20 protein-coding genes are annotated in these 18,667 nt (G+C 59.3%); 7 read left to right on the forward strand and 13 right to left on the reverse strand.

Translation table 11 applies throughout. The features are described from left to right. The first annotated feature begins 111 nt into the window (after positions 1-111). Complete coding sequence (locus ACJJU9_RS00570; RefSeq protein WP_314916220.1) at positions 112-528, forward strand: hypothetical protein; 417 nt, start codon at positions 112-114, stop codon at positions 526-528. A 4-nt stretch (positions 529-532) separates the two neighbouring features. Here the strand turns inward: ACJJU9_RS00570 and ACJJU9_RS00575 are convergent, their stop codons facing one another. Next, positions 533-766: a DUF1161 domain-containing protein gene (locus tag ACJJU9_RS00575; protein WP_048371159.1), complete on the reverse strand. Its 234-nt coding sequence runs from the start codon at positions 764-766 to the stop codon at positions 533-535. A 145-nt stretch (positions 767-911) separates the two neighbouring features. Next, on the reverse strand, positions 912-1,343 hold the full coding sequence (locus ACJJU9_RS00580) for an OsmC family protein (RefSeq protein ID WP_048371157.1): 432 nt from the start codon (positions 1,341-1,343) through the stop codon (positions 912-914). A gap of 215 nt (positions 1,344-1,558) precedes the next feature. Between ACJJU9_RS00580 and ACJJU9_RS00585 the strand changes: the two genes are divergently transcribed. Beyond that, positions 1,559-2,563, forward strand: a complete 1,005-nt coding sequence (locus ACJJU9_RS00585; protein WP_331368064.1) for an LLM class flavin-dependent oxidoreductase — start codon at positions 1,559-1,561, stop codon at positions 2,561-2,563. 83 nt (positions 2,564-2,646) lie between these two features. On the opposite strand, the gene ACJJU9_RS00590 is transcribed toward ACJJU9_RS00585, so the two are convergent. Both ACJJU9_RS00590 and ACJJU9_RS00595 read right to left on the reverse strand, forming a co-directional pair. Continuing rightward, positions 2,647-2,871, reverse strand: coding sequence for a DUF1161 domain-containing protein (locus ACJJU9_RS00590; RefSeq protein WP_048371153.1), 225 nt, complete (start codon positions 2,869-2,871; stop codon positions 2,647-2,649). Between the two features lie 118 nt (positions 2,872-2,989). Continuing rightward, the gene (locus ACJJU9_RS00595; protein ID WP_048371152.1) at positions 2,990-3,205 is read right to left on the reverse strand and encodes a dodecin; all 216 of its coding nucleotides are present in this window, start codon (positions 3,203-3,205) and stop codon (positions 2,990-2,992) included. 155 nt (positions 3,206-3,360) lie between these two features. On the opposite strand from ACJJU9_RS00595, the gene ACJJU9_RS00600 reads away from it, so the two are divergent. Beyond that, positions 3,361-3,684: a YqjD family protein gene (locus ACJJU9_RS00600; protein ID WP_048371150.1), complete on the forward strand. Its 324-nt coding sequence runs from the start codon at positions 3,361-3,363 to the stop codon at positions 3,682-3,684. Here the strand turns inward: ACJJU9_RS00600 and ACJJU9_RS00605 are convergent. After that, positions 3,681-4,571: a LysR family transcriptional regulator gene (locus ACJJU9_RS00605; RefSeq protein ID WP_048389163.1), complete on the reverse strand. Its 891-nt coding sequence runs from the start codon at positions 4,569-4,571 to the stop codon at positions 3,681-3,683. The genes ACJJU9_RS00600 and ACJJU9_RS00605 overlap by 4 nt on opposite strands. 113 nt (positions 4,572-4,684) lie before the next feature. Here ACJJU9_RS00605 and trpB point away from each other — a divergent pair, with 113 nt between their 5' ends. The 3 genes from trpB (at position 4,685) to ACJJU9_RS00620 (ending at position 7,978) form a co-directional block, all read left to right on the forward strand. Continuing rightward, a complete protein-coding gene (gene trpB, locus ACJJU9_RS00610; protein ID WP_331368062.1) occupies positions 4,685-5,905 on the forward strand; it encodes a tryptophan synthase subunit beta in 1,221 nt (406 codons plus the stop codon). Further along, positions 5,905-6,711: a tryptophan synthase subunit alpha gene (trpA, locus tag ACJJU9_RS00615; protein WP_048389165.1), complete on the forward strand. Its 807-nt coding sequence runs from the start codon at positions 5,905-5,907 to the stop codon at positions 6,709-6,711. Before trpB ends, trpA begins: the two co-directional genes overlap by 1 nt. Before the next feature lie 121 nt (positions 6,712-6,832). Then, positions 6,833-7,978: an IS481 family transposase gene (locus ACJJU9_RS00620; RefSeq protein WP_407728679.1), complete on the forward strand. Its 1,146-nt coding sequence runs from the start codon at positions 6,833-6,835 to the stop codon at positions 7,976-7,978. Positions 7,979-8,353: 375 nt separating this feature from the next. Here ACJJU9_RS00620 and ACJJU9_RS00625 read toward each other — a convergent pair whose 3' ends face one another. The 8 genes from ACJJU9_RS00625 to phoB all read right to left on the reverse strand — a co-directional run bounded on the left by ACJJU9_RS00625 (position 8,354) and on the right by phoB (position 18,096). Further along, positions 8,354-8,779 (reverse strand): Bro-N domain-containing protein, encoded by a 426-nt coding sequence (locus tag ACJJU9_RS00625; protein WP_407729838.1) that lies wholly within the window; start codon positions 8,777-8,779, stop codon positions 8,354-8,356. A gap of 470 nt (positions 8,780-9,249) precedes the next feature. After that, entirely contained in the window at positions 9,250-9,675 is a 426-nt protein-coding gene (locus ACJJU9_RS00630; RefSeq protein WP_407729839.1) for a Bro-N domain-containing protein, read from the reverse strand. Between the two features lie 479 nt (positions 9,676-10,154). Continuing rightward, positions 10,155-11,081, reverse strand: coding sequence for a serine O-acetyltransferase EpsC (epsC, locus tag ACJJU9_RS00635; RefSeq protein WP_048371143.1), 927 nt, complete (start codon positions 11,079-11,081; stop codon positions 10,155-10,157). Between the two features lie 89 nt (positions 11,082-11,170). Continuing rightward, on the reverse strand, positions 11,171-12,553 hold the full coding sequence (locus ACJJU9_RS00640; RefSeq protein WP_407729840.1) for a M16 family metallopeptidase: 1,383 nt from the start codon (positions 12,551-12,553) through the stop codon (positions 11,171-11,173). A 109-nt stretch (positions 12,554-12,662) separates the two neighbouring features. Further along, complete coding sequence (locus tag ACJJU9_RS00645; protein WP_407729841.1) at positions 12,663-14,321, reverse strand: Na/Pi cotransporter family protein; 1,659 nt, start codon at positions 14,319-14,321, stop codon at positions 12,663-12,665. A 231-nt stretch (positions 14,322-14,552) separates the two neighbouring features. Then, the gene (locus ACJJU9_RS00650; RefSeq protein ID WP_048371137.1) at positions 14,553-15,893 is read right to left on the reverse strand and encodes a hemolysin family protein; all 1,341 of its coding nucleotides are present in this window, start codon (positions 15,891-15,893) and stop codon (positions 14,553-14,555) included. A gap of 123 nt (positions 15,894-16,016) precedes the next feature. Continuing rightward, on the reverse strand, positions 16,017-17,339 hold the full coding sequence (phoR, locus tag ACJJU9_RS00655) for a phosphate regulon sensor histidine kinase PhoR (protein WP_407729842.1): 1,323 nt from the start codon (positions 17,337-17,339) through the stop codon (positions 16,017-16,019). Between the two features lie 64 nt (positions 17,340-17,403). Then, positions 17,404-18,096: a phosphate regulon transcriptional regulator PhoB gene (gene phoB, locus ACJJU9_RS00660; protein ID WP_407729843.1), complete on the reverse strand. Its 693-nt coding sequence runs from the start codon at positions 18,094-18,096 to the stop codon at positions 17,404-17,406. Between the two features lie 151 nt (positions 18,097-18,247). Here phoB and ACJJU9_RS00665 point away from each other — a divergent pair, with 151 nt between their 5' ends. After that, entirely contained in the window at positions 18,248-18,625 is a 378-nt protein-coding gene (locus ACJJU9_RS00665; RefSeq protein WP_048371131.1) for a hypothetical protein, read from the forward strand. Positions 18,626-18,667: the final 42 nt, after the last annotated feature.

Genomic DNA, 18,667 nt, shown 5'->3' on the forward strand with positions numbered 1-18,667 from the left:
GGCGACAAATGCTCATCGAACACACCCTATGCGACGGGAGTGAAAAAGCACAGCACCCTGTAAGAGTGGTCTGGCGCTATGCTGATGCATCACATCCTGATGGACACTCCCATGCGCACGTTTTTGCTCTTGCTCACGGCCAGCCTGCTCAGCGCCTGTGCCAGCACGCCTCTGCCACCACACGATCCGAACATGGCCTGGGTTGATCTGGAAACCCAAACCGGCAAGTTGATCATGGCCGAGCGCCTGGATAACAAGCGCCTGAACGACGGGCGTTACTTTCAGGTAACCCCCGGCAGCCATGAGCTGATGGTGCGCTTTGACTACGAAGTGTTTATCGGCGGGATGGGCATGTTCAGCGAGCCGCAAGAGCGGTTGTGTTACCTCTCTGTCAACTACGCTGATTTCCAGCCCGGCCAACGCTACCGGTTGCAGGCACGCTCACTGGGCTTTAACGCTTACGCGCGGTTGTACAGCGCCGAAGGCAAGGTGCTGGCCGAGGAGCGGCTGGTGAACTGCCTGCCTTAGTCCGTCAGTTATCGTTTTTCTGATAGATGATCTTCTTCGTGCCGTTTTCGCACGAACCTACCACCATGTTCTGATCGTGTACTTCGTCATTGGTCACGATCTCGAGCGTGTAAGACGAAACGTTATTGGCCTGAATCTTGGCTTCGATTTCAGCCTTCAACTCGTCGCAAGGTTTGGGCGCTGCCCATACCGAGGTGGCCAAAGCACAACTGATTACCGCTAAAGCAAAACGTTTCATGATGAGACTCCCTTCTTGCAGAACGCACAGTAATGGTCAGACGCAATCGGCGGCTATTCGATCACATTCGGCGGTGTCTGCGAACTGTCCGGGCAAACGCCGCCCCCACTGCGATGCAGGCGGGGGCGTACGTCGGGTCTATCGATCAGGCCTGCAGCGTAGCGTCGAGGGTGATTTTGGCGTTCAGCACCTTGGACACCGGGCAGCCTTCTTTGGCTTTTTTGGTCAGCTCATCGAATTGCTGCTGGGTCGCGCCCGGTATTTTGGCCTTGAGGATCAAGTGCACCGCAGTAATCGCAAACCCGCCCTCGACTTGATCCAGGGTGACTTCAGCCTTGGTGTCGATGCTGTCGGCCTTAAGTCCGGCATCGCCCAAAATCATCGACAGGGCCATCGAAAAGCAACCGGCATGGGCGGCGCCGATCAGTTCTTCAGGGTTGGTGCCCTTGCCACCTTCAAAGCGGGCCTTGAAGCCATACGGTGCGTCGCGCAACACGCCCGTCTCGGTAGAGATGGAGCCGATGCCGGTTTTAAGGTCGCCTGCCCAGTGTGCCGATGCAGTCTTTTTAATACTCATACGTGCCTCCTGAAGAACGGCGTGAAGGTTTCACGCCTTGACTGGAGTTGTGAGGGTAGTCGGATCCACAAAGTTCATCCTGTCGGACAAATCGCATTTTTTTGTAGCTCAAATCATCGATGCCATTGAAACTCGGGTATATGCCCATATTGCTGTCATCACTGGCGGGTTTATGCGAGTGCCTCAACCTGCCCCTCACTTGGAGTAGCCAGCTGATGAAACGATTGTCTGATGTCAAATTCTCGACCCTCGACTTGGTGCCTGTGCGCGAAAACGGTAGCGCCGCCCAGTCGTTGCATAACTCGCTGGATTTGGCCCAACACGTAGAAAAGTTTGGCTACAACCGTTTTTGGGTAGCCGAACACCACAACATGGACGGCATCGCCAGCTCGGCGACCTCGGTGCTGATCGGTTATCTGGCCGGTGGCACCTCGACTATTCGCGTCGGTTCGGGTGGGGTGATGCTGCCCAACCACGCGCCGCTGGTGATTGCCGAGCAGTTCGGCACGCTCGAAAGCCTCTACCCTGGCCGCATCGACCTGGGCCTTGGCCGTGCGCCGGGCTCTGACCAAATGACCGCCCGCGCCCTGCGCCGTGAGCGTTCCGGCAGCGCGGACGACTTCCCGGAAGACGTCGCCGAGTTGATGCGCTACCTGGGCCCACGCACCCCGGATCAGCGAGTGATCGCCATGCCGGGCACCGGCACCAACGTGCCGGTGTGGTTGCTGGGGTCGAGCCTGTTCAGTGCGCAATTGGCCGGTGAGCGTGGCTTGCCCTACGCCTTCGCCTCACATTTCGCACCGCGTTTGATGCACGAAGCGATTCGCGTCTACCGCAACCACTTCAAGCCTTCGGCGGTGCTCGACAAGCCGTACGTGATGTTGGGTGTGCCGTTGGTCGCGGCCGATACCGATGAGCAGGCTGAATACCTGTCCACCTCCGTGCTGCAACGCATTTTGGCCTTGATGCGTGGGCAGAGCCTGGTACAGCGCGCGCCGGTGAAAACCATGGACGGGCTGTGGCTACCCCACGAGAAAGAAGCAGTGATGAGCTTTTTGGGCCTGGCGATGGTCGGCAGCCCCGAGAAAATCCGCGCCAAACTGCAAGTGCTGGTCGAACAGACCCAGGCGGATGAACTGATCTTTACCTGTGACCTGTATGAGCATGCAGACCGTATTCATTCCTACGAACTGCTGTCGCACGTCATGAAAGGGGCCTAAACCCACGTAAAACCTGTAGGAGCGAGCTTGCTCGCGATCTTTTGATCATTGAAAAGATCGCGAGCAAGCCCGCTCCCACAGAATCAGCCGCGCTTGTAAACGATATCTTTGGTGCCGCCTTCACACGAGCCCACGACTTTTCCGTCAGAGGCAGTGCCCTTGTCGACCACTTCCAGCGAATAGTGCGGGACGCCATTAGCATCAATCTTCGCAGCAATTTCGCTCTTCAGTTCTTCACAAGGCTTGCCCGCTGCGAAAGCAGTGCCCGCCAGACTCAGTAAAGCTACAGCCACTAAAATCTTTTTCATCGGTCAGTTCCCCAGATCAAAACAAAATGGGTGCGACACGACTGCTCATGTCGCACCCAGAGGGTTTAGCGGACTTTGTGGCAAACGGCCAGTTTGTTGGCTAAAAGTCTGACGCAGATCAGCTGCTGGCGATTCGGAAACCCACCTTGAGCGTCACCTGATAGTGCGCCACCTTGCCGTCCTTGATATGCCCGCGCGTGTCCAGCACCTCAAACCATTCCAGGTGTTTGATGGTTTTGTTGGCTTCGGCCAGTGCATGACTGATGGCGTCTTCTATGCTGCTTGGGGACGAGCCTACCAGTTCGATTTTCTTGTAGGTGTGATGGTCAGACATAACGTTCTCCTTTGTCGTCAATCAAAGCCTAGCAGCGAATCTGCTGAATACTTCGTGGGCCGTTCGCAAGGAAAAGTTCAGGTTTTTTGCACTTTCTGAAAACGGCGCAGTCGGACTAAACACGCACCCTCACTCACAAATGCAGGAGAGCCCTAATGGCTAGCAATACTTCACGTAAAGCGTCATTGCAAAGCATGGAAGCCGAGATCGAGAGCCTGCTCAAGTCTCTGGAGAGCTTCAAGCACGACGCGTCTGACGAGTCCAAGAAGACCCTTGGCGCCCTCAAAAGCAATGCCGAGAACGCGCTGAAACATTCGCGTCACCTGCTCAGCGACGCGTATGAAGAGGTCAAAGACAAAACTCGCGAAACCGCCATCGCCACCCGTGAATACGCACAAGAGCATCCGTATGCGACCGCCGGTGTTGCACTGGGTGCATTGGGTCTGCTGGCGGCTTTTCTGCTCTGCAAACGTAACTAATCTTGCGCTAGCTCAGCCTTGAGCCATTGCGCCAGTTGCCGAGCGCGCCCATCTGCGGCGCGCTTGGGCACCCACAACGCCAGCTGCGCCGGGGTTTGAGTAAAGCCCCACGGCGCAGCCAGGCGACCGGCCCGTACGTCCTCAGCCACTAACGGCTCGGGGGCAATCGCCACACCCAGGCCCGCCACTGCGGCCTCGAGCAAGTAGTACAAGTGCTCAAACCCTTGCCCGTAATTTAACGCCTTCGCATCGATCGCCTGTTGCTGTGCCCAACTGGGCCACGCCTGTGGTCGCGACGTGGTGTGCAGCAGCGGTTCATCCAGCAGGGCGCTGGCCGGTGCCTGACACAGTTGCGGGTAATGCGCGTAATGCGGGCTCAGCACCGGGCCGATGCGCTCACTGGCCAATTCGTACACCTGCATGTCGGCGGGCCATGGCGGCTCGGCAAACACCAGCCACGCGTCCAGCCCGGAGCGGCGCGGGTCCAGATCGCCTTCACCCGCCGACAGATGCAAGCGCAAATCCGGCAAGTCGGCTTTTAAACGGCCCAGACGCGGGATAAACCAGCGCGCCAGCAAACTGCCCGAACAGCCCAGCACAAACGGCGCGTCGACATGGCTTTGCGTGAGTTCGGTGCATACATTGCGCAAGCGATCAAAGGCTTCGCTGCTGGCATCGCGCAGACGGATCCCGGCATCCGTGAGCTTTAGGCCACGGCCCTCCTTCACAAACAGGCTGACCCCCAAGTGCTCTTCAAGCACTTTGATTTGCCGACTAACGGCACCGTGGGTGACGTTAAGCTGCTCGGCCGCCTGGCTGACGCTGTTTAGGCGGGCGGTGGCTTCGAACGCGCGCAGGGCGTTCAGGGGCGGGAGATCGCGGCTCATGGTATCTGTGAGTTTTCCTGACAGGTTGTGGCGATCTTATCGGTTTTCATCTGGCGTTGTCGCGCGTAAAGTCAGGCCCATCGACCTTCGCACCTCTTTATCTGGAGCGTCACATGACCCAATCCACATTGCGTAACGGCCCGGACGACAATGGCCTGTTCGGCTCATTCGGCGGCCGCTACGTCGCTGAAACCCTGATGCCGCTGATCCTTGATCTCGACCGCGAGTATGAGCTGGCCAAAAAAGACCCTGAGTTCATCAAAGAACTGGCCTACTTCCAGCGCGACTACGTGGGCCGTCCAAGCCCGCTGTACTTTGCCGAGCGCCTGACCGAGTTTTGCGGCGGCGCCAAGATCTACCTCAAGCGCGAAGAGCTGAACCACACCGGCGCGCACAAGATCAACAACTGCATCGGGCAGATTCTGCTGGCGCGACGCATGGGCAAAAAACGCATCATCGCTGAAACCGGCGCAGGCATGCACGGCGTTGCGACGGCCACCGTGGCCGCCCGTTTTGGCCTGCAATGCGTGATCTACATGGGCACCACCGACATCGAGCGCCAACAGGCCAACGTGTTCCGCATGAAACTGCTGGGCGCCGAAGTGATCCCGGTCGTGGCCGGTACTGGCACTTTGAAAGACGCCATGAACGAAGCGCTGCGTGACTGGGTGACCAACGTCGACAGCACCTTCTACCTGATCGGCACCGTGGCTGGCCCGCACCCGTATCCGGCGATGGTGCGCGACTTCCAGGCCGTGATCGGCAAGGAAACCCGTGAGCAGATGCAAGCCCAGGAAGGCCGCCTGCCGGACAGTCTGGTGGCGTGCATCGGCGGTGGTTCCAACGCGATGGGCTTGTTCCACCCGTTCCTGGACGACACCGGCGTTGAAATCATTGGTGTTGAAGCGGCCGGTTACGGTATTGAAACCGGCAAACACGCGGCCAGCCTCAACGGCGGCGAGCCGGGTGTGTTGCACGGCAACCGCACCTTCCTGCTGCAAGACGACGACGGCCAGATCATCGACGCCCACTCGATCTCGGCGGGCCTGGACTACCCCGGCATTGGCCCTGAGCACGCGTGGTTGCACGACATCGGCCGCGTCCAGTACACCTCGGTCACCGACGACGAAGCGCTGGATGCGTTCCATAAATGCTGCCGCCTTGAAGGCATCATCCCGGCCCTTGAAAGCGCCCACGCGCTGGCCGAAGTCTTCAAGCGTGCACCCACCTTGCCGGCCGATCACCTGATGGTGGTCAACCTGTCCGGTCGAGGCGACAAAGATATGCAAACCGTGATGCACCACGTCGAAAAGTCCCAGCAGGAGAAACACTGATGAGCCGCCTGCAAACGCGTTTTGCCGAACTCAAAGAACAGAACCGCGCTGCGCTGGTGACCTTTGTCACCGCCGGTGACCCGGATTACGCCACCTCGCTGGCCATCCTCAAAGGCCTGCCTGCTGCGGGCGCTGACGTGATCGAGTTGGGCATGCCCTTCACCGATCCAATGGCCGATGGCCCGGCGATCCAGCTGGCCAACATCCGTGCGTTGGGCGCCAAGCAAAACCTGGCGAAAACCCTGCAAATGGTGCGCGAGTTCCGCGAAGGCAACAGCGACACGCCGCTGGTGCTGATGGGTTACTTCAACCCGATCCACCATTACGGTGTGGCTAAATTCATCGCTGACGCCAAGGCGGCTGGCGTTGACGGCATGATCGTGGTCGACATGCCACCCGAGCACAACTCAGAGCTGTGCGACCCTGCGCAAGCGGCAGGCCTGGACTTCATCCGCCTGACCACCCCGACCACCGACGATGCGCGCCTGCCTAAAGTGCTCAATGGCAGCTCGGGCTTTGTGTACTACGTGTCGGTGGCAGGCGTGACCGGTGCCGGTTCCGCGACCACAGACCAAGTGAGCGAAGCGATTGCGCGCCTGCGCCGTCACACCGACTTGCCGATCAGCGTAGGTTTCGGGATTCGCACCCCGGAACAAGCGGCGGCGATTGCCCGCTTGGCGGATGGCGTGGTGGTGGGGTCGGCCTTGATCGACAAAATCGAAAACGCGGCCACCCCGGAACAAGCGGTCGACGGCGTGCTGAGCCTGTGCGCTGCCTTGGCCGAAGGCGTGCGGACTGCTCGCTAAAAGTCAAAAGCCCCCTCACCCTAACCCTCTCCCTGTATGGACCGGGGACATAGCGAACACAATGTTCGGAGACATCGCGAACACTTTTAATAGGACACATTGACCCCTTAGGAGGTGTGATGTGTCCTGGAAAGAGGTGTCCGCAGTGGATCTTCGTCTCGAATTCGTCGCCTTGGCTTTGGCTGAGGGCGCTAACATCAAAGCATTGTGCGAGCACTTCAATATCGGCCGCACCACTGCTTATAAATGGCTCAAGCGTTTCCAATGTGAGGGTAAAGACGGGCTGATAAATCGGTCCCGTCGACCCCACAGTTCGCCTAATCGAACTGCTCACGAGTCTGAGAAGCAGATACTGGCGCTTAATATCGAGCACACCGGCTGGGGGGCGCGCAAGATCAAGGGATGCCTTGAGCGGCGCGGCAACAACATGCCTGCAGCCAGTACGGTTCATGCCATTCTCAAGCGTAATGAGCGCATCGACCCTCATGCAGGTCTAGTCAAACCATTCATCAGATTTGAACACGAGCAGCCCAATGATCTGTGGCAAATGGACTTTAAAGGCCATGTGCCCATGCGTACGGGTCGCTGCCATCCATTGACACTTCTGGATGACCACTCGCGTTTCTTTTTAACTATCGCCGCCTGTGGCAACGAGCAGCGCAGTACCGTACAGGCCCATTTGATCAATGCGTTTCGCCATTACGGGCTACCTGAGCGCATGACGATGGACAACGGGGCGCCGTGGGGCGACGAGCCTGATGCGTATACAGGGCTGGAAATCTGGATCATGCGTCAGGGCGTAAGGGTGAGCCACTCACGCCCCTACCACCCTCAAACGCAGGGCAAGCTGGAAAGACAGCATCGCAGCATGATCAGGGAGGTTTTTAAGGGCTTGTGTCTGATTGACCTGCCCAGCGCGCAGTTCACGCTGGATGAATGGCGCAAGATCTACAACTACGAGCGCCCGCACGGTGGCATAGGCATGCAGGTACCAGCGTCTCGCTATACGCCCAGCGCACGGGAGTATCAGGAGGTGCTACCTGCCATCGAGTACGGTGCTGAGCTTCATGTGCGAAAGGTGCAGGCTAAAGGTGAGATCTACTGGCAGGGTCAGCCCTGGAGGCTCGGTAAAGGCTTTAAAGGCGAGCGTGTAGGTGTACAAGAGGGTATTGAAGATGGGCAATACGATGTCTTCTGGGGAAGCCATCGTATTGCGCAAATTGACAGAGTGACCGGGGTTGTAATATCAGGGAAAAAGCTTCGTTAACTGTTCGCTATGTCTCCGAACAAAGTGTTCGCTATGTCCCCGGTCCATACACTCCCGGAGGGAGAGGGGACTGATTGGGGGTTGCTGAAGATTTTTGGCAGCCTGTCACCCTTGCACTGAACCTGAGAACACCTCGGTAAAGCTCCCTCTCCCAGATGGAGAGGGACTGATTGGGGGTTGCTGAAGATTTTTGGCAGCCTGTCACCCTTTCACTTAACCTGAGAACACTTCGGTAAATCTCCCTCTCCCGGATGGAGAGGGACTGATTGGGGGTTGCTGAAGATTTTTGGCGGCCTGTCGCCCTTGCACTGAACCGGAGAACACCTCGGTAAAGCTCCCTCTCCCTCGGGAGAGGGTTGGGGTGAGGGCAAGGCTTCACCCGCAGCGCATGGCGGGCATCACTTCATGGGTCAGCCATTGGCGCAAATGGCGGTTCTCGGGGTGGTAGTGGTACAGCAACATCGCATACGCCCCCGATTCGCTGAGCATCAAGGTGTCTTGCACGGCGCCGTGGCTGCGGATCGGCAATTGCTGATGCTGATCAGCATCCAGCTTGGCCAACCCTTTACGCCCTAATGTACGGCCCATCAAACGGCCGAGATCGCGTGCGCAACACCACATTTGATCCCCCAGCCACACCACTCGCAATTGCAGGCGGTGACGCACAAAAATTCGGCTGTTAAGTGGCTCGGGGTCAACCTCGTAATGCGCCAAGGCACGTCGGGTGGCGGCGTGGTTGTTGAGCAGGGTGTGGGTGTAGTCGGTGTTTGAGCGGGGAGGGTCGGGTGTGATGGTTTTCATTTGGCTGCTTCCTAACGTATGGGTTGGAGCCGCTAAACATCACTTCCACATGATAGGTGGCGGCTGTACGCAGGTGTGGAAGACCGGGACGTTAGGCACCCGGCGCACTCGAGAGTGCCCCGCGCACAGCCACCATAAAACACAGACAATAAAAAACGCCTGATTGGGTGGCGCTGTGTGCGCCTAACGATATAAGGGCTTCCACACCCTGTCACTGATTTTGCAGTGACAGCCCCAAGACTAGGCCTGCCAACCCGGCCCCACAAGCGGGTCAACGCCGCTACGGGTTGCAGGAAATGTCCGAGAAACTGTAGCCGCGTACGAGGTACAGGGCTTTGTGTGAAGGGTTACTTCTGCGAGCCGTCGTCATTGTTAACGCTAAAAACCTGTAGGAGCGAGCTTGTCTCGCGATCTTTTAAACATCAAAAGATCGCGAGGCAAGCTCGCTCCTACAGGGGATGTGTGTTGTTTTAACCGCAGCGTATGGCGGGCACCACTTCATGGGTCAGCCATTGGCGCAAATGGCGGTTCTCGGGGTGGTAGTGGTACAGCAACATCGCATACGCCCCCGATTCGCTGAGCATCAAGGTGTCTTGCACGGCGCCGTGGCTGCGGATCGGCAATTGCTGATGCTGATCAGCATCCAGCTTGGCCAACCCTTTACGCCCTAATGTACGGCCCATCAAACGGCCGAGATCGCGTGCGCAACACCACATTTGATCCCCCAGCCACACCACTCGCAATTGCAGGCGATGACGCACAAAAATTCGGCTGTTAAGTGGCTCGGGGTCAACCTGGTAATGCGCCATGGCGCGCTGGGTGGCGGCGTGGTTGTTGAGCAGGGTGTGGGTGTAGTCGGTGTTTGAGCGGGGTGGGTCGGGTGTGAGGGTTTTCATGAGGTGCGGTTCCTGGGCGTTGAGGAACTGCCAATAGCCTTCCTACGGGCTGGGTGGCAGCCATGCGCGGGGTAGGAACCGGGTCCCAGGGTAACCGGCCACGTCGAAACGTGCCCGCGCACGACCGCCATGACTGATGGTACGGACACAAAAAAAGTGCCGCAATCAGAAAGGTGGACACTTGCGCGCCGAGGGTAAAAAAGGGTTCCTACGCCCTGTCACTGATTTTGCAGTGACAGCCCCAAGACTAGGCCTGCCAACCCGGCCCCACAAGCGGGTCAACGCCGCTACGGGTTGCAGGAAATGTCCGAGAAATCGCCCTCACCCCAGCCCTCTCCCTCCGGGAGAGGGAGCTTTACCGAGGTGTGTTCTCAGGGGCAGTGCATGGCTTGCAGGCCGCAGAACGTCTACAACATCCCCCAATCGGTTCCTTCTCCCTCCGGGAGAGGGCTAGGGTGAGGGCAAGGCATCACGCGGTTTTACTTCTGCGAGCCGTCGTCATGCTGCAAGTTGGCCTGGGTCAGGTTGCAGCCCGCCGGTACGCTGCGGGTGAGCCAGACGTTGCCGCCAATTGTCGAGCCTTTGCCAATGGTGATGCGCCCCAGAATGGTCGCGCCGGCATAGATCACCACGTCGTCTTCAACGATCGGATGGCGCGGGTGGCCTTTTTGCAGTTGGCCCGATTCGTCCGCAGGGAAACGTTTGGCGCCCAAGGTCACCGCTTGGTAGATACGCACACGTTCGCCGATGATCGCGGTTTCTCCGATCACCACGCCCGTACCGTGGTCGATAAAGAAGCTGCGGCCAATCTGCGCGCCCGGGTGAATATCAATGCCGGTGGAAGAATGCGCGATTTCTGCGCTGATGCGGGCGAGCAAAGGCAGGCCGGCGCGGTACATGTGGTGCGCCAGGCGATGGTGAATCACCGCCAGAATCCCCGGATAGCACAGCAACACTTCGTCGACACTGCGCGCCGCCGGGTCGCCGTGGTAGGCGGCCAGCACGTCGGTGTCGAGGATGCTGCGCAGGCGCGGCAAGGCCAGGGCAAAGTCCTGGATCAACACGGTCGCCGTTTCGTCCACGCCCGCATCCGGCAACCCTGCCTGACGCGCCGCGTAACGCAGTTCCAGCCGCGCCTGGGCCAGCAACGCATTAAGCGCTACATCGAGGGTGTGGCCCACGTAGAAGTCTTCGCTCTCTTCGCGAAGGTCGACCGGGCCCAGGCGCATCGGGAACAACGCGCCGCACAGGGCCTCTAGAATCTCGGCCATCGCGGCGCGTGAAGGCAGCTCGCGGCCGCCCAGTTCACCGCTGACACGGCCGTTTTGCGAACGCCACTGGTTACGGGCCGTGCGCAATTGGCCGACGATGGTTTGCAACTGCCAAGGGTTGGAACGTTCACTCACGCTGAATTCTCCGCGCGCTGGGGGGCTGATTGATCAGCCGCGAATGGGCAATGATTTTTACGGTATCAAACTGTTTCGGGCTTAGCCAATCAACGCGTGCGCCGACGCCAGATTCGCCAGCCCACGAACATCAGCACCAACACGCTCAACGCCGCCGCCAGCGCCACGGTCAAGCCGTTATAGCTGAGCAGCGGTTTCTCGATACGCACATAACCGGGCTTGGCAAACAAGTGGCGCAACGCGCTGTTGGCTTGCTCAAGTGTCACCGCCTGCAAGCGTTTGGACGGGTCGGCAAATCGGCCGCCGTCGTAGTCGCCCAAGGCGCTCCAGTAGTAATCAGCCAAGGCGCTGTTGCCCTGCACAGCCCAGGCCTGGCGCGCCACGGCGGCGTTTTTGAGGCGGGCAAAGGTCTGCGGGTCGAGGCCGTCCTTGAGCAAACGTTGCTTGAGTTCGCCCATCACCTGTTGGGCCTTGGCCACGTCATCGCGGGCAAGATCAGCGTTGAGGCTTAAAAAGCTCACGCCACCGAACACTTCGCGCTCGGCCCAGGGCCCGTAAGACAGCCCGTGCTTGAGGCGCAGCTCGCTGTACAACGACCACTCCAGGTAATCGCGCAGCAAATCCCAGGTTTCATCGTTCTGGTCGTCGATCACCGGCTCCGGCAGTAACCAATGCAGCTTGGCCGTTTCGCCGACCACACCGCGCACCAATGTGCGCTCGGTGTCAGCCTTGGCTTCGATGGCGGGCAGCGGCAGGTGGTCGCTGGGGTCGACCGGTTCGAGTGCGCCGTAGGTGCGCTCCAGATAAGCCGGCAGCAGGCGGTCGAGATCGCCGACCATGATCAGGGTCATGTTGTTGGGGGCGTACCACGTGTTGCGCACCGCTTCGAGCTGTTGGCGCGTGAGGTTATGTACCTCGGCGCGTTCGGCGCATTTGAGACCCAGTTCCACCGCCAACTGGTTGCTGGCGCTGTGCCCGAGGTCTTGGCGGTCCAGCCAGCGTTGCAGGTGCGAATAGTGGCCGCCGTCTTCGCGCTCAACCACTTGCTTGGCCTCGCTGATGCGCTGGTCGGTCATTTGCGTGCGGGTCAGCAGGCTCAGCAGCAGGTCGAGGATTTTGCGCTGGTTTTTCGCCGGGGCTTCGATCACGAAGGTGGTATCGGCGTTGCTGGTGTAGGCGTTCCATTCGCCGCCCAGCGCTTGCATGCGCTCTTCCAGGCCACCTTCGCCGCTGTCGTCGACGCCGCTGAACAATAAGTGCTCCAGCAGGTGGGGTAGCTGTTGATCGGCGCAACTGAAGTCATCCATGCCCACGCCGACCACCAAGCGAATGGACACATGGCCGCGCTCGTAGCCGGGCTTGAGGATCAGTTGCAAGCCGTTAGGCAGTTGATAGCCCTCTACGCTGAAGCGGTCGAGGGCAAAACTCTGAGCTGCTCCCAGCAGCACGCAGATAAACAGCAGGCAACGCATAAAAATCCCTGGATCTCTGAATCCGTTTTGAGAGGGCGAGTGGCGCAGCGCGTCAGTCTGTGCAGGTTAGACGCTGCTTACAGACTGACAACACGGTCGCGTGCAACGTTCAGGGTGAATGTAGGGTGTCGGCGTTGTCTTCAGGTTCCAGCGCGCCGGTATCGGTGTTTTCCAGCACCACGTAGGCGCTGCCGCAAAACAGTGAATTCAGGCGCTGCATGTCGGCAATCAGCTCCAGGTGCACGGAGCTGGTTTCGATGCTTTGGGTGATTTTTTGTTGCAAACGGTTCACGTGAGCGTGGGCCAGGCGCCGCTCTTGTGCGCGAAAGCGGCGTTTTTCGCGCAGCAGTTGGCGGGCGATGTGTGGGTCCGAGTTCAGGAACACCGTGAGGCCCAGGCGCAGGTTCTCGATGAGCTGCGTTTGCAGGTCTACCAGCTCTTCAAGCCCCGTGGCCGAAAATGAACGGCGTTGCGAGGTTTTCTGCTGCTGGACTTTGCGCAGCATGCGCTCGATCAGGTCGCTGGCCAGTTTGAGGTTGATCGCCAGTTCGATGATCTCGGCCCAGCGGCGGCTGTCGTGTTCGCCCGGGTCTTCTCGGGGCATTTGCGCCAGGTAGAGTTTGACCGCGCTGTAGAGCACTTCGACGTCATCGCTGAGGGTGCGCATTGCTTGCGTCATCGAGGTTTGTTTGCCGCGCAGAACGTCGAGCATATTGACCAACATGGTGTCGATCAGGTCGCCAATGCGCAGGGTTTCGCGCACGGCGTTGGTCAGCGCCAGGGTGGGCGTGTCGAGTGCAGCAGGGTCGAGGTGGCGTGGGGTGATGCTGCCGTTGGCGAGGTCGCGCTCGGGCAATAGTCGGGCACACAGCCGCGCCATGAGGCCGATGGTGGGCAGCATCAAGAAGCAGCGCGTGGTGTTGTAGAGCAGGTGGAAGCCGATGACCAGTTCCTGGGGCCTGAAGTTAAGGCTGTCCATCCAGTCCACCAGCGGCGTGAGCACCGGCATGATCAGTAGCAAACCGATCAATTTGTAGAGCAGGCTGCCGAGCGCCACCTGCCGCCCCGCCGTGTTTTGCATGCTGGTGCTGAGAAACGCCAGCACGCCGCTGCCGATGTTGGCGCCGATCACCAGGCCAACGGCCACGGGCAGGCTGATCACGCTGGCGCCGGCCAGGGTCGCGGTGAGCAGCACGGCGGCCAGGCTGGAGTACGAGACCATCGCAAACACCGCGCCGACCAGTGCATCGAGCAGCAAGTCGCCGGTCAACGAGGCAAAAATCACCTTCACCCCTTGGGCATGGGTGATGGGCGAGGCGGCTTCGACGATCAGTTGCAGCGCCAGAATAATCAGGCCCAGGCCAATCCCGACGCGACCCAGTTGCCCGGCGCGGGTTTGTTTGCGTGACAGGAAGAAGATCACACCCAAAAAAATCAGCAGCGGTGACAGCCACGACAAGTCGAAGGTCAGCACCCGAGCCATCAGCGCGGTCCCGACGTCGGCCCCGAGCATGGTTGCCAGCGCGGGTGTGAGCGTCATCAGGCCCTGGCCGACAAAGGAGGTCACCAGCAGGGCGGTGGCGTTGCTGCTTTGCACCATGGCGGTGACGATGATACCGGCGATAAACGCGAGTATCGGTCTGGACACGTTTTGCCCGATGACATGGCGCAAGTTCGTGCCGTAAACCCGCAAGATACCGGTTCGCACGATGTGCGTGCCCCAGATCAGCAGGGTCACGGCAGAGAGAAGATTGAGCAGGGTCAGCATGCTGGCTCCCTGTGGTCGATACTTTGGAGGATCAGATAGCTGCAGGCCGTTCTTACAGATGTTTCTTAAGCTGTAGTCGGCAATTGAGCAGAACGCCAGCATCGCACAGCTGGCGGTGTGTTGAAACATTTGTGAAACATTTGCATCTTCACTGTAGGAGCGAGCTTGTCTCGCGATCTTTTAAACATTCAAAAGATCGCGAGACAAGCTCGCTCCTACAGGAGGGTCGGGTTAATTGAGCTTAAGCACTTTGGCCAGGACGATTTTCGGGCCTTTCATCTTTTTGATGATGATGCGCAGGCCTTCGACTTCCAGTTGCTCTTCTTCTTCGGGCACGCGGTTGAGGGTGTCGTAGATCAGGCCCGCAACGGTTTCGGCCTCGACGTGGTCAAGGTCGACACCCAGCAAGCGCTCGATCTTGAACAACGGCGTATCACCGCGCACCAGCAGTTTGCCCGGCTGGTACGAGAGGATGCCGCGCTCAGCCTTGCGGTGTTCGTCCTGAATGTCGCCCACCAGCACTTCGAGCACGTCTTCCATGGTCAGGTAGCCGACCACTTTGCCGTCGGCTTCTTCCACCAGCGCAAAGTGCGCGCCGCCCTTGCGGAACTGCTCCAGCAGCTGCGCCAGCGGCATGTGGCGTGACACGCGTTCCAGCGGGCGGATCAGTTCTTCAAGGTTGAAGGTTTCGGGCAGGTGATCGAGGTCGGCCAGCTCAAGCAGCAGGTCTTTGATGTGCAACAGGCCGACAAAGGTGTTGGTGTCGGCGTCGTAGACCGGGTAGCGGCTGAACTTGTGACGGCGGAACAGCGCAAGGATTTCCTTGAGCGGTGCCTTGTAGTCCAGGGTCACCAGGTCTTCGCGTGAATTGGCCCAGTCGACCACTTCCAGCTCGCCCATTTCCACGGCCGAGGCCAGCACGCGCATGCCTTGGTCGCTCGGGTCCTGGCCACGGCTGGAGTGCAGGATCAGTTTGAGTTCTTCGCGGCTGTAGGCGTGGTCATGGTGAGCACCGGGCTCGCCTTGGCCGGCAATCCGCAAAATGGCGTTGGCGCTGGCGTTGAGCAGGTAGATGGCCGGGTACATGGCCCAGTAAAACAGGTACAGCGGCACGGCTGTCCACAGCGACAGGGTTTCGGGTTTGCGGATGGCCCAGGATTTAGGGGCCAGTTCGCCGACCACAATGTGCAGGTACGAAATGATGAAGAAGGCGGTAAAGAACGACACGCCCTTGATCACTTCAGGCGACTGCACGCCCAGCGCGCCGAGCAGCGGTTCGAGCAAGTGGGCAAACGCCGGTTCGCCGACCCAGCCCAGGCCCAGCGAGGCCAGGGTGATACCCAATTGGCAGGCGGACAGGTAAGCGTCGAGCTGGTTGTGCACGGTGCGCAGGATCTGCCCGCGCCAGCCGTTGACGTCTGCGATGGCCTCGACCCGGGTCGAGCGCAGTTTGACCATGGCAAATTCAGCCGCAACGAAAAAGCCGTTGAGCAGTACCAGGATCAGAGCAAAAAGAATCATGCCGAAGTCGGCGAAGAGTGTTGCGAGGGTCAAGCCAGGGGAAGGGTCCATGATGGAGTTTTACGGGTTCCAATATTCAACGAGTTGAGGGTTTCAGGGCCTGCATATGCAGGCCCCGGCCAAGCAATGTAGCGGCTGATGCGGTGCTTGCCTAGTGGGCTTTTGCCACACGGGTCAGCTGACGGAGGCGCTAATCCTGGGTTTTATGACCTGAACCGGGTCGAATTGGCAGGTAAAAGTGCTGCCGTGGCCCAATACGCTGCTGATGTCCAGGTGCCCGTGATGGCGCAATAGCACGTGTTTGACGATGGCCAGCCCCAGGCCCGTGCCGCCGGTGCTGGCGTTGCGGCTGGAGTCTACGCGGTAGAAGCGTTCGGTCAGGCGCGGCAGGTGTTTGTTGTCGATGCCGACCCCCGAATCCTGCACGCTCAGGTGCGCGCCCAAGTGGTCTGCCCACCAGCGAATGCGGATGGAGCCGCCGTCAGGGGTGTATTTGACGGCGTTGAACACCAGGTTGGAAAACGCGCTGCGCAGCTCGGCTTCGCTGCCCTTGAGGGCCACGTTGGTGTCGATGTCCAGGGTGATGGTCTGGTTGCGTTGCCCGGACAACGCCTGGGCGTCGCCCTTGATCGAGCGCAGCAAGGCGTCGATAGGCACAGGCTGGTTGTCCGAGGGGTAGTCGGTGGCTTCCAGCTTGGCCAGCAACAGCAGGTCATTGAGCAGCGTCTGCATGCGTTCGCCCTGTTGCTGCATTTGTGACAGCGGGCGCTTCCAGCGCGGGTTCACGTCATCGACGTTGTCGAGCAGGGTTTCCAGATAGCCGCAAATCACCGTCAACGGCGTGCGCAGTTCATGGGAGACGTTGGCAATGAAGTCTTTGCGCATTTGCTCCAGATGGTGGAGGCGGGTGACATCACGCACCAACATCAGGTGCTCGTTGTTGCCATAGCGGGTGATGTAGAGCTGGATGCGCAGGTGGTCGTTGACCGGCGAAGGAATTTCCAGCGGTTCGGCGTAATTGCCGTTGTCGAAATATGCCTTGAAGCGCGGGTGACGAACCAGGTTGCTGACCGGCTGGCCGCTGTCTTGCGGGGTCTTGAGGCCCAGCAGGGTTTCGGCGGCGCGGTTCCACCATTCCAGGTCGCCATGGCTGTCGAGCATGACCACGGCGTCTTTGAGGGCGGCGGTGGACTCTTGCACACGGTCAATCACCGCTTGCAGGCGCCCGCGTACGCGCTGGTCGCGGCGTTGCAGGTGGTAGATGCTGTCAAACACCTCGCCCCACAGGCCATAGCCATCGGGCGGTGCTTCGTCGGGTTGGTGATTGCGCAGCCAATCGTGCAGGCGCAGCAGCTGTTTAAGGGTCCAGCCCAGATAAAGGCCAAGACCGACGACCAGGCTCCAGCCGTAATACCCACTGATCAGCCCGATGAACAGGCAGCCGGTAATCAAAAGCAATAGATGGCGAATCAGAGTGCCATGCCAATTTGGGTTCAAGTCACACGTCCCGTTGTGAGCCTCACGCTAGAAGCGGCTCAGCCTTTAGCTTGCCGCTACTTCATTACGCTTTTGTGGAAAACCGATAACCGGTGCCGCGCACGGTTTGTACCAGATTTTCATACGCCTCGCCGAGGGCTTTGCGCAAGCGACGGATGTGCACGTCGACGGTCCGTTCTTCAACGTACACGTTGCCGCCCCACACTTGGTCAAGTAACTGGCCACGGGTGTAGGCACGTTCCTGGTGGGTCATGAAGAATTGCAGCAGGCGGTATTCGGTGGGGCCCATGTCGGCCGGGGTGCCGTCGATGGTGACGCGGTGACTGATGGGGTCGAGCAGCAGGCCGCCGATTTCAATCGGTGATTCGTTGTCGGCGGGGCCTGCACGGCGCAGCACGGCCTTGAGGCGGGCGACCAGTTCACGCGGGGAAAACGGCTTGGTGATGTAGTCATCGGCGCCCACTTCCAGGCCCTGGATCTTGTTGTCCTCTTCGCCCTTGGCCGTGAGCATGATGATCGGAATGTCATTGGTCAGTTCTTCGCGTTTCAGGCGACGGGCCAATTCGATCCCCGACGTGCCGTTGGGCAGCATCCAGTCCAGCAGAATCAGGTCAGGCTTACGGTCCACGATGATGGCGTGAGCTTCCTGAGCATTTTCGGCTTCCAGGCAATCGTAGCCAGCCATTTCCAAGGCCACCGCGATCATCTCGCGGATCGGTGCCTCGTCATCTACGATCAAAATGCTCCTGCCAACCATGCCGTAACCCTCGTGTCATTTAACTGTCTTGTGGCGCATTAGATAACGGAATTATTGCAGTCGTGTGACAGCTTTGGGCCTAAAAGCGCTCCGCAGATTAGTGGACTACGCTTTGATCTCAAATCGTACAACCACAAAAAGGACGATTCCGATGACTTATAACACTACTTCCCTGAAGGCATTGCTGCTGGCCGCCGCGCTGGCGCTTCCGGGGCTGGCCTTTGCTGACGAGCCGGCGATGGTCAAGGACGGTTTTCTGGTTGATCACGTCGGCTTGACGCTCTACACGTACGACAAGGATGCCGATGGTAAGTCGACGTGCTACGACACCTGCGCCAAAAACTGGCCACCGCTGCCTGCCAAGTCCGACGCCAAAGACATGGGGGACTGGAAAACGACCGAGCGCACAGACGGTACGAAGCAATGGGTCTACAAGGACAAGCCGCTGTACACCTTTGCAGGCGACAAGAGCCCTGGTGAAAAAACCGGCGACGGCAAAGGTGGTGTTTGGCACGTGGCCAAGCCATAAACCTTTAAAGCAGGCCCGCTCATTCGTGGGAACGGGCTTGCT

Source organism: Pseudomonas helleri, assembly GCF_045830615.1.
GTDB classification, from domain to species: domain Bacteria; phylum Pseudomonadota; class Gammaproteobacteria; order Pseudomonadales; family Pseudomonadaceae; genus Aquipseudomonas; species Aquipseudomonas helleri.

Coding starts and splice junctions, on each gene's coding strand:
- ACJJU9_RS00570 (WP_314916220.1), top strand. CDS start 112: ATGCGCACGTTTTTGCTCTTGCTCACGGCCAGCCTGCTCAGCGCCTGT.
- ACJJU9_RS00575 (WP_048371159.1), bottom strand. CDS start 766: ATGAAACGTTTTGCTTTAGCGGTAATCAGTTGTGCTTTGGCCACCTCG.
- ACJJU9_RS00580 (WP_048371157.1), bottom strand. CDS start 1,343: ATGAGTATTAAAAAGACTGCATCGGCACACTGGGCAGGCGACCTTAAA.
- ACJJU9_RS00585 (WP_331368064.1), top strand. CDS start 1,559: ATGAAACGATTGTCTGATGTCAAATTCTCGACCCTCGACTTGGTGCCT.
- ACJJU9_RS00590 (WP_048371153.1), bottom strand. CDS start 2,871: ATGAAAAAGATTTTAGTGGCTGTAGCTTTACTGAGTCTGGCGGGCACT.
- ACJJU9_RS00595 (WP_048371152.1), bottom strand. CDS start 3,205: ATGTCTGACCATCACACCTACAAGAAAATCGAACTGGTAGGCTCGTCC.
- ACJJU9_RS00600 (WP_048371150.1), top strand. CDS start 3,361: ATGGCTAGCAATACTTCACGTAAAGCGTCATTGCAAAGCATGGAAGCC.
- ACJJU9_RS00605 (WP_048389163.1), bottom strand. CDS start 4,571: ATGAGCCGCGATCTCCCGCCCCTGAACGCCCTGCGCGCGTTCGAAGCC.
- trpB (WP_331368062.1), top strand. CDS start 4,685: ATGACCCAATCCACATTGCGTAACGGCCCGGACGACAATGGCCTGTTC.
- trpA (WP_048389165.1), top strand. CDS start 5,905: ATGAGCCGCCTGCAAACGCGTTTTGCCGAACTCAAAGAACAGAACCGC.
- ACJJU9_RS00625 (WP_407729838.1), bottom strand. CDS start 8,779: ATGAAAACCATCACACCCGACCCTCCCCGCTCAAACACCGACTACACC.
- ACJJU9_RS00630 (WP_407729839.1), bottom strand. CDS start 9,675: ATGAAAACCCTCACACCCGACCCACCCCGCTCAAACACCGACTACACC.
- ACJJU9_RS00640 (WP_407729840.1), bottom strand. CDS start 12,553: ATGCGTTGCCTGCTGTTTATCTGCGTGCTGCTGGGAGCAGCTCAGAGT.
- ACJJU9_RS00645 (WP_407729841.1), bottom strand. CDS start 14,321: ATGCTGACCCTGCTCAATCTTCTCTCTGCCGTGACCCTGCTGATCTGG.
- ACJJU9_RS00650 (WP_048371137.1), bottom strand. CDS start 15,893: ATGGACCCTTCCCCTGGCTTGACCCTCGCAACACTCTTCGCCGACTTC.
- phoB (WP_407729843.1), bottom strand. CDS start 18,096: ATGGTTGGCAGGAGCATTTTGATCGTAGATGACGAGGCACCGATCCGC.
- ACJJU9_RS00665 (WP_048371131.1), top strand. CDS start 18,248: ATGACTTATAACACTACTTCCCTGAAGGCATTGCTGCTGGCCGCCGCG.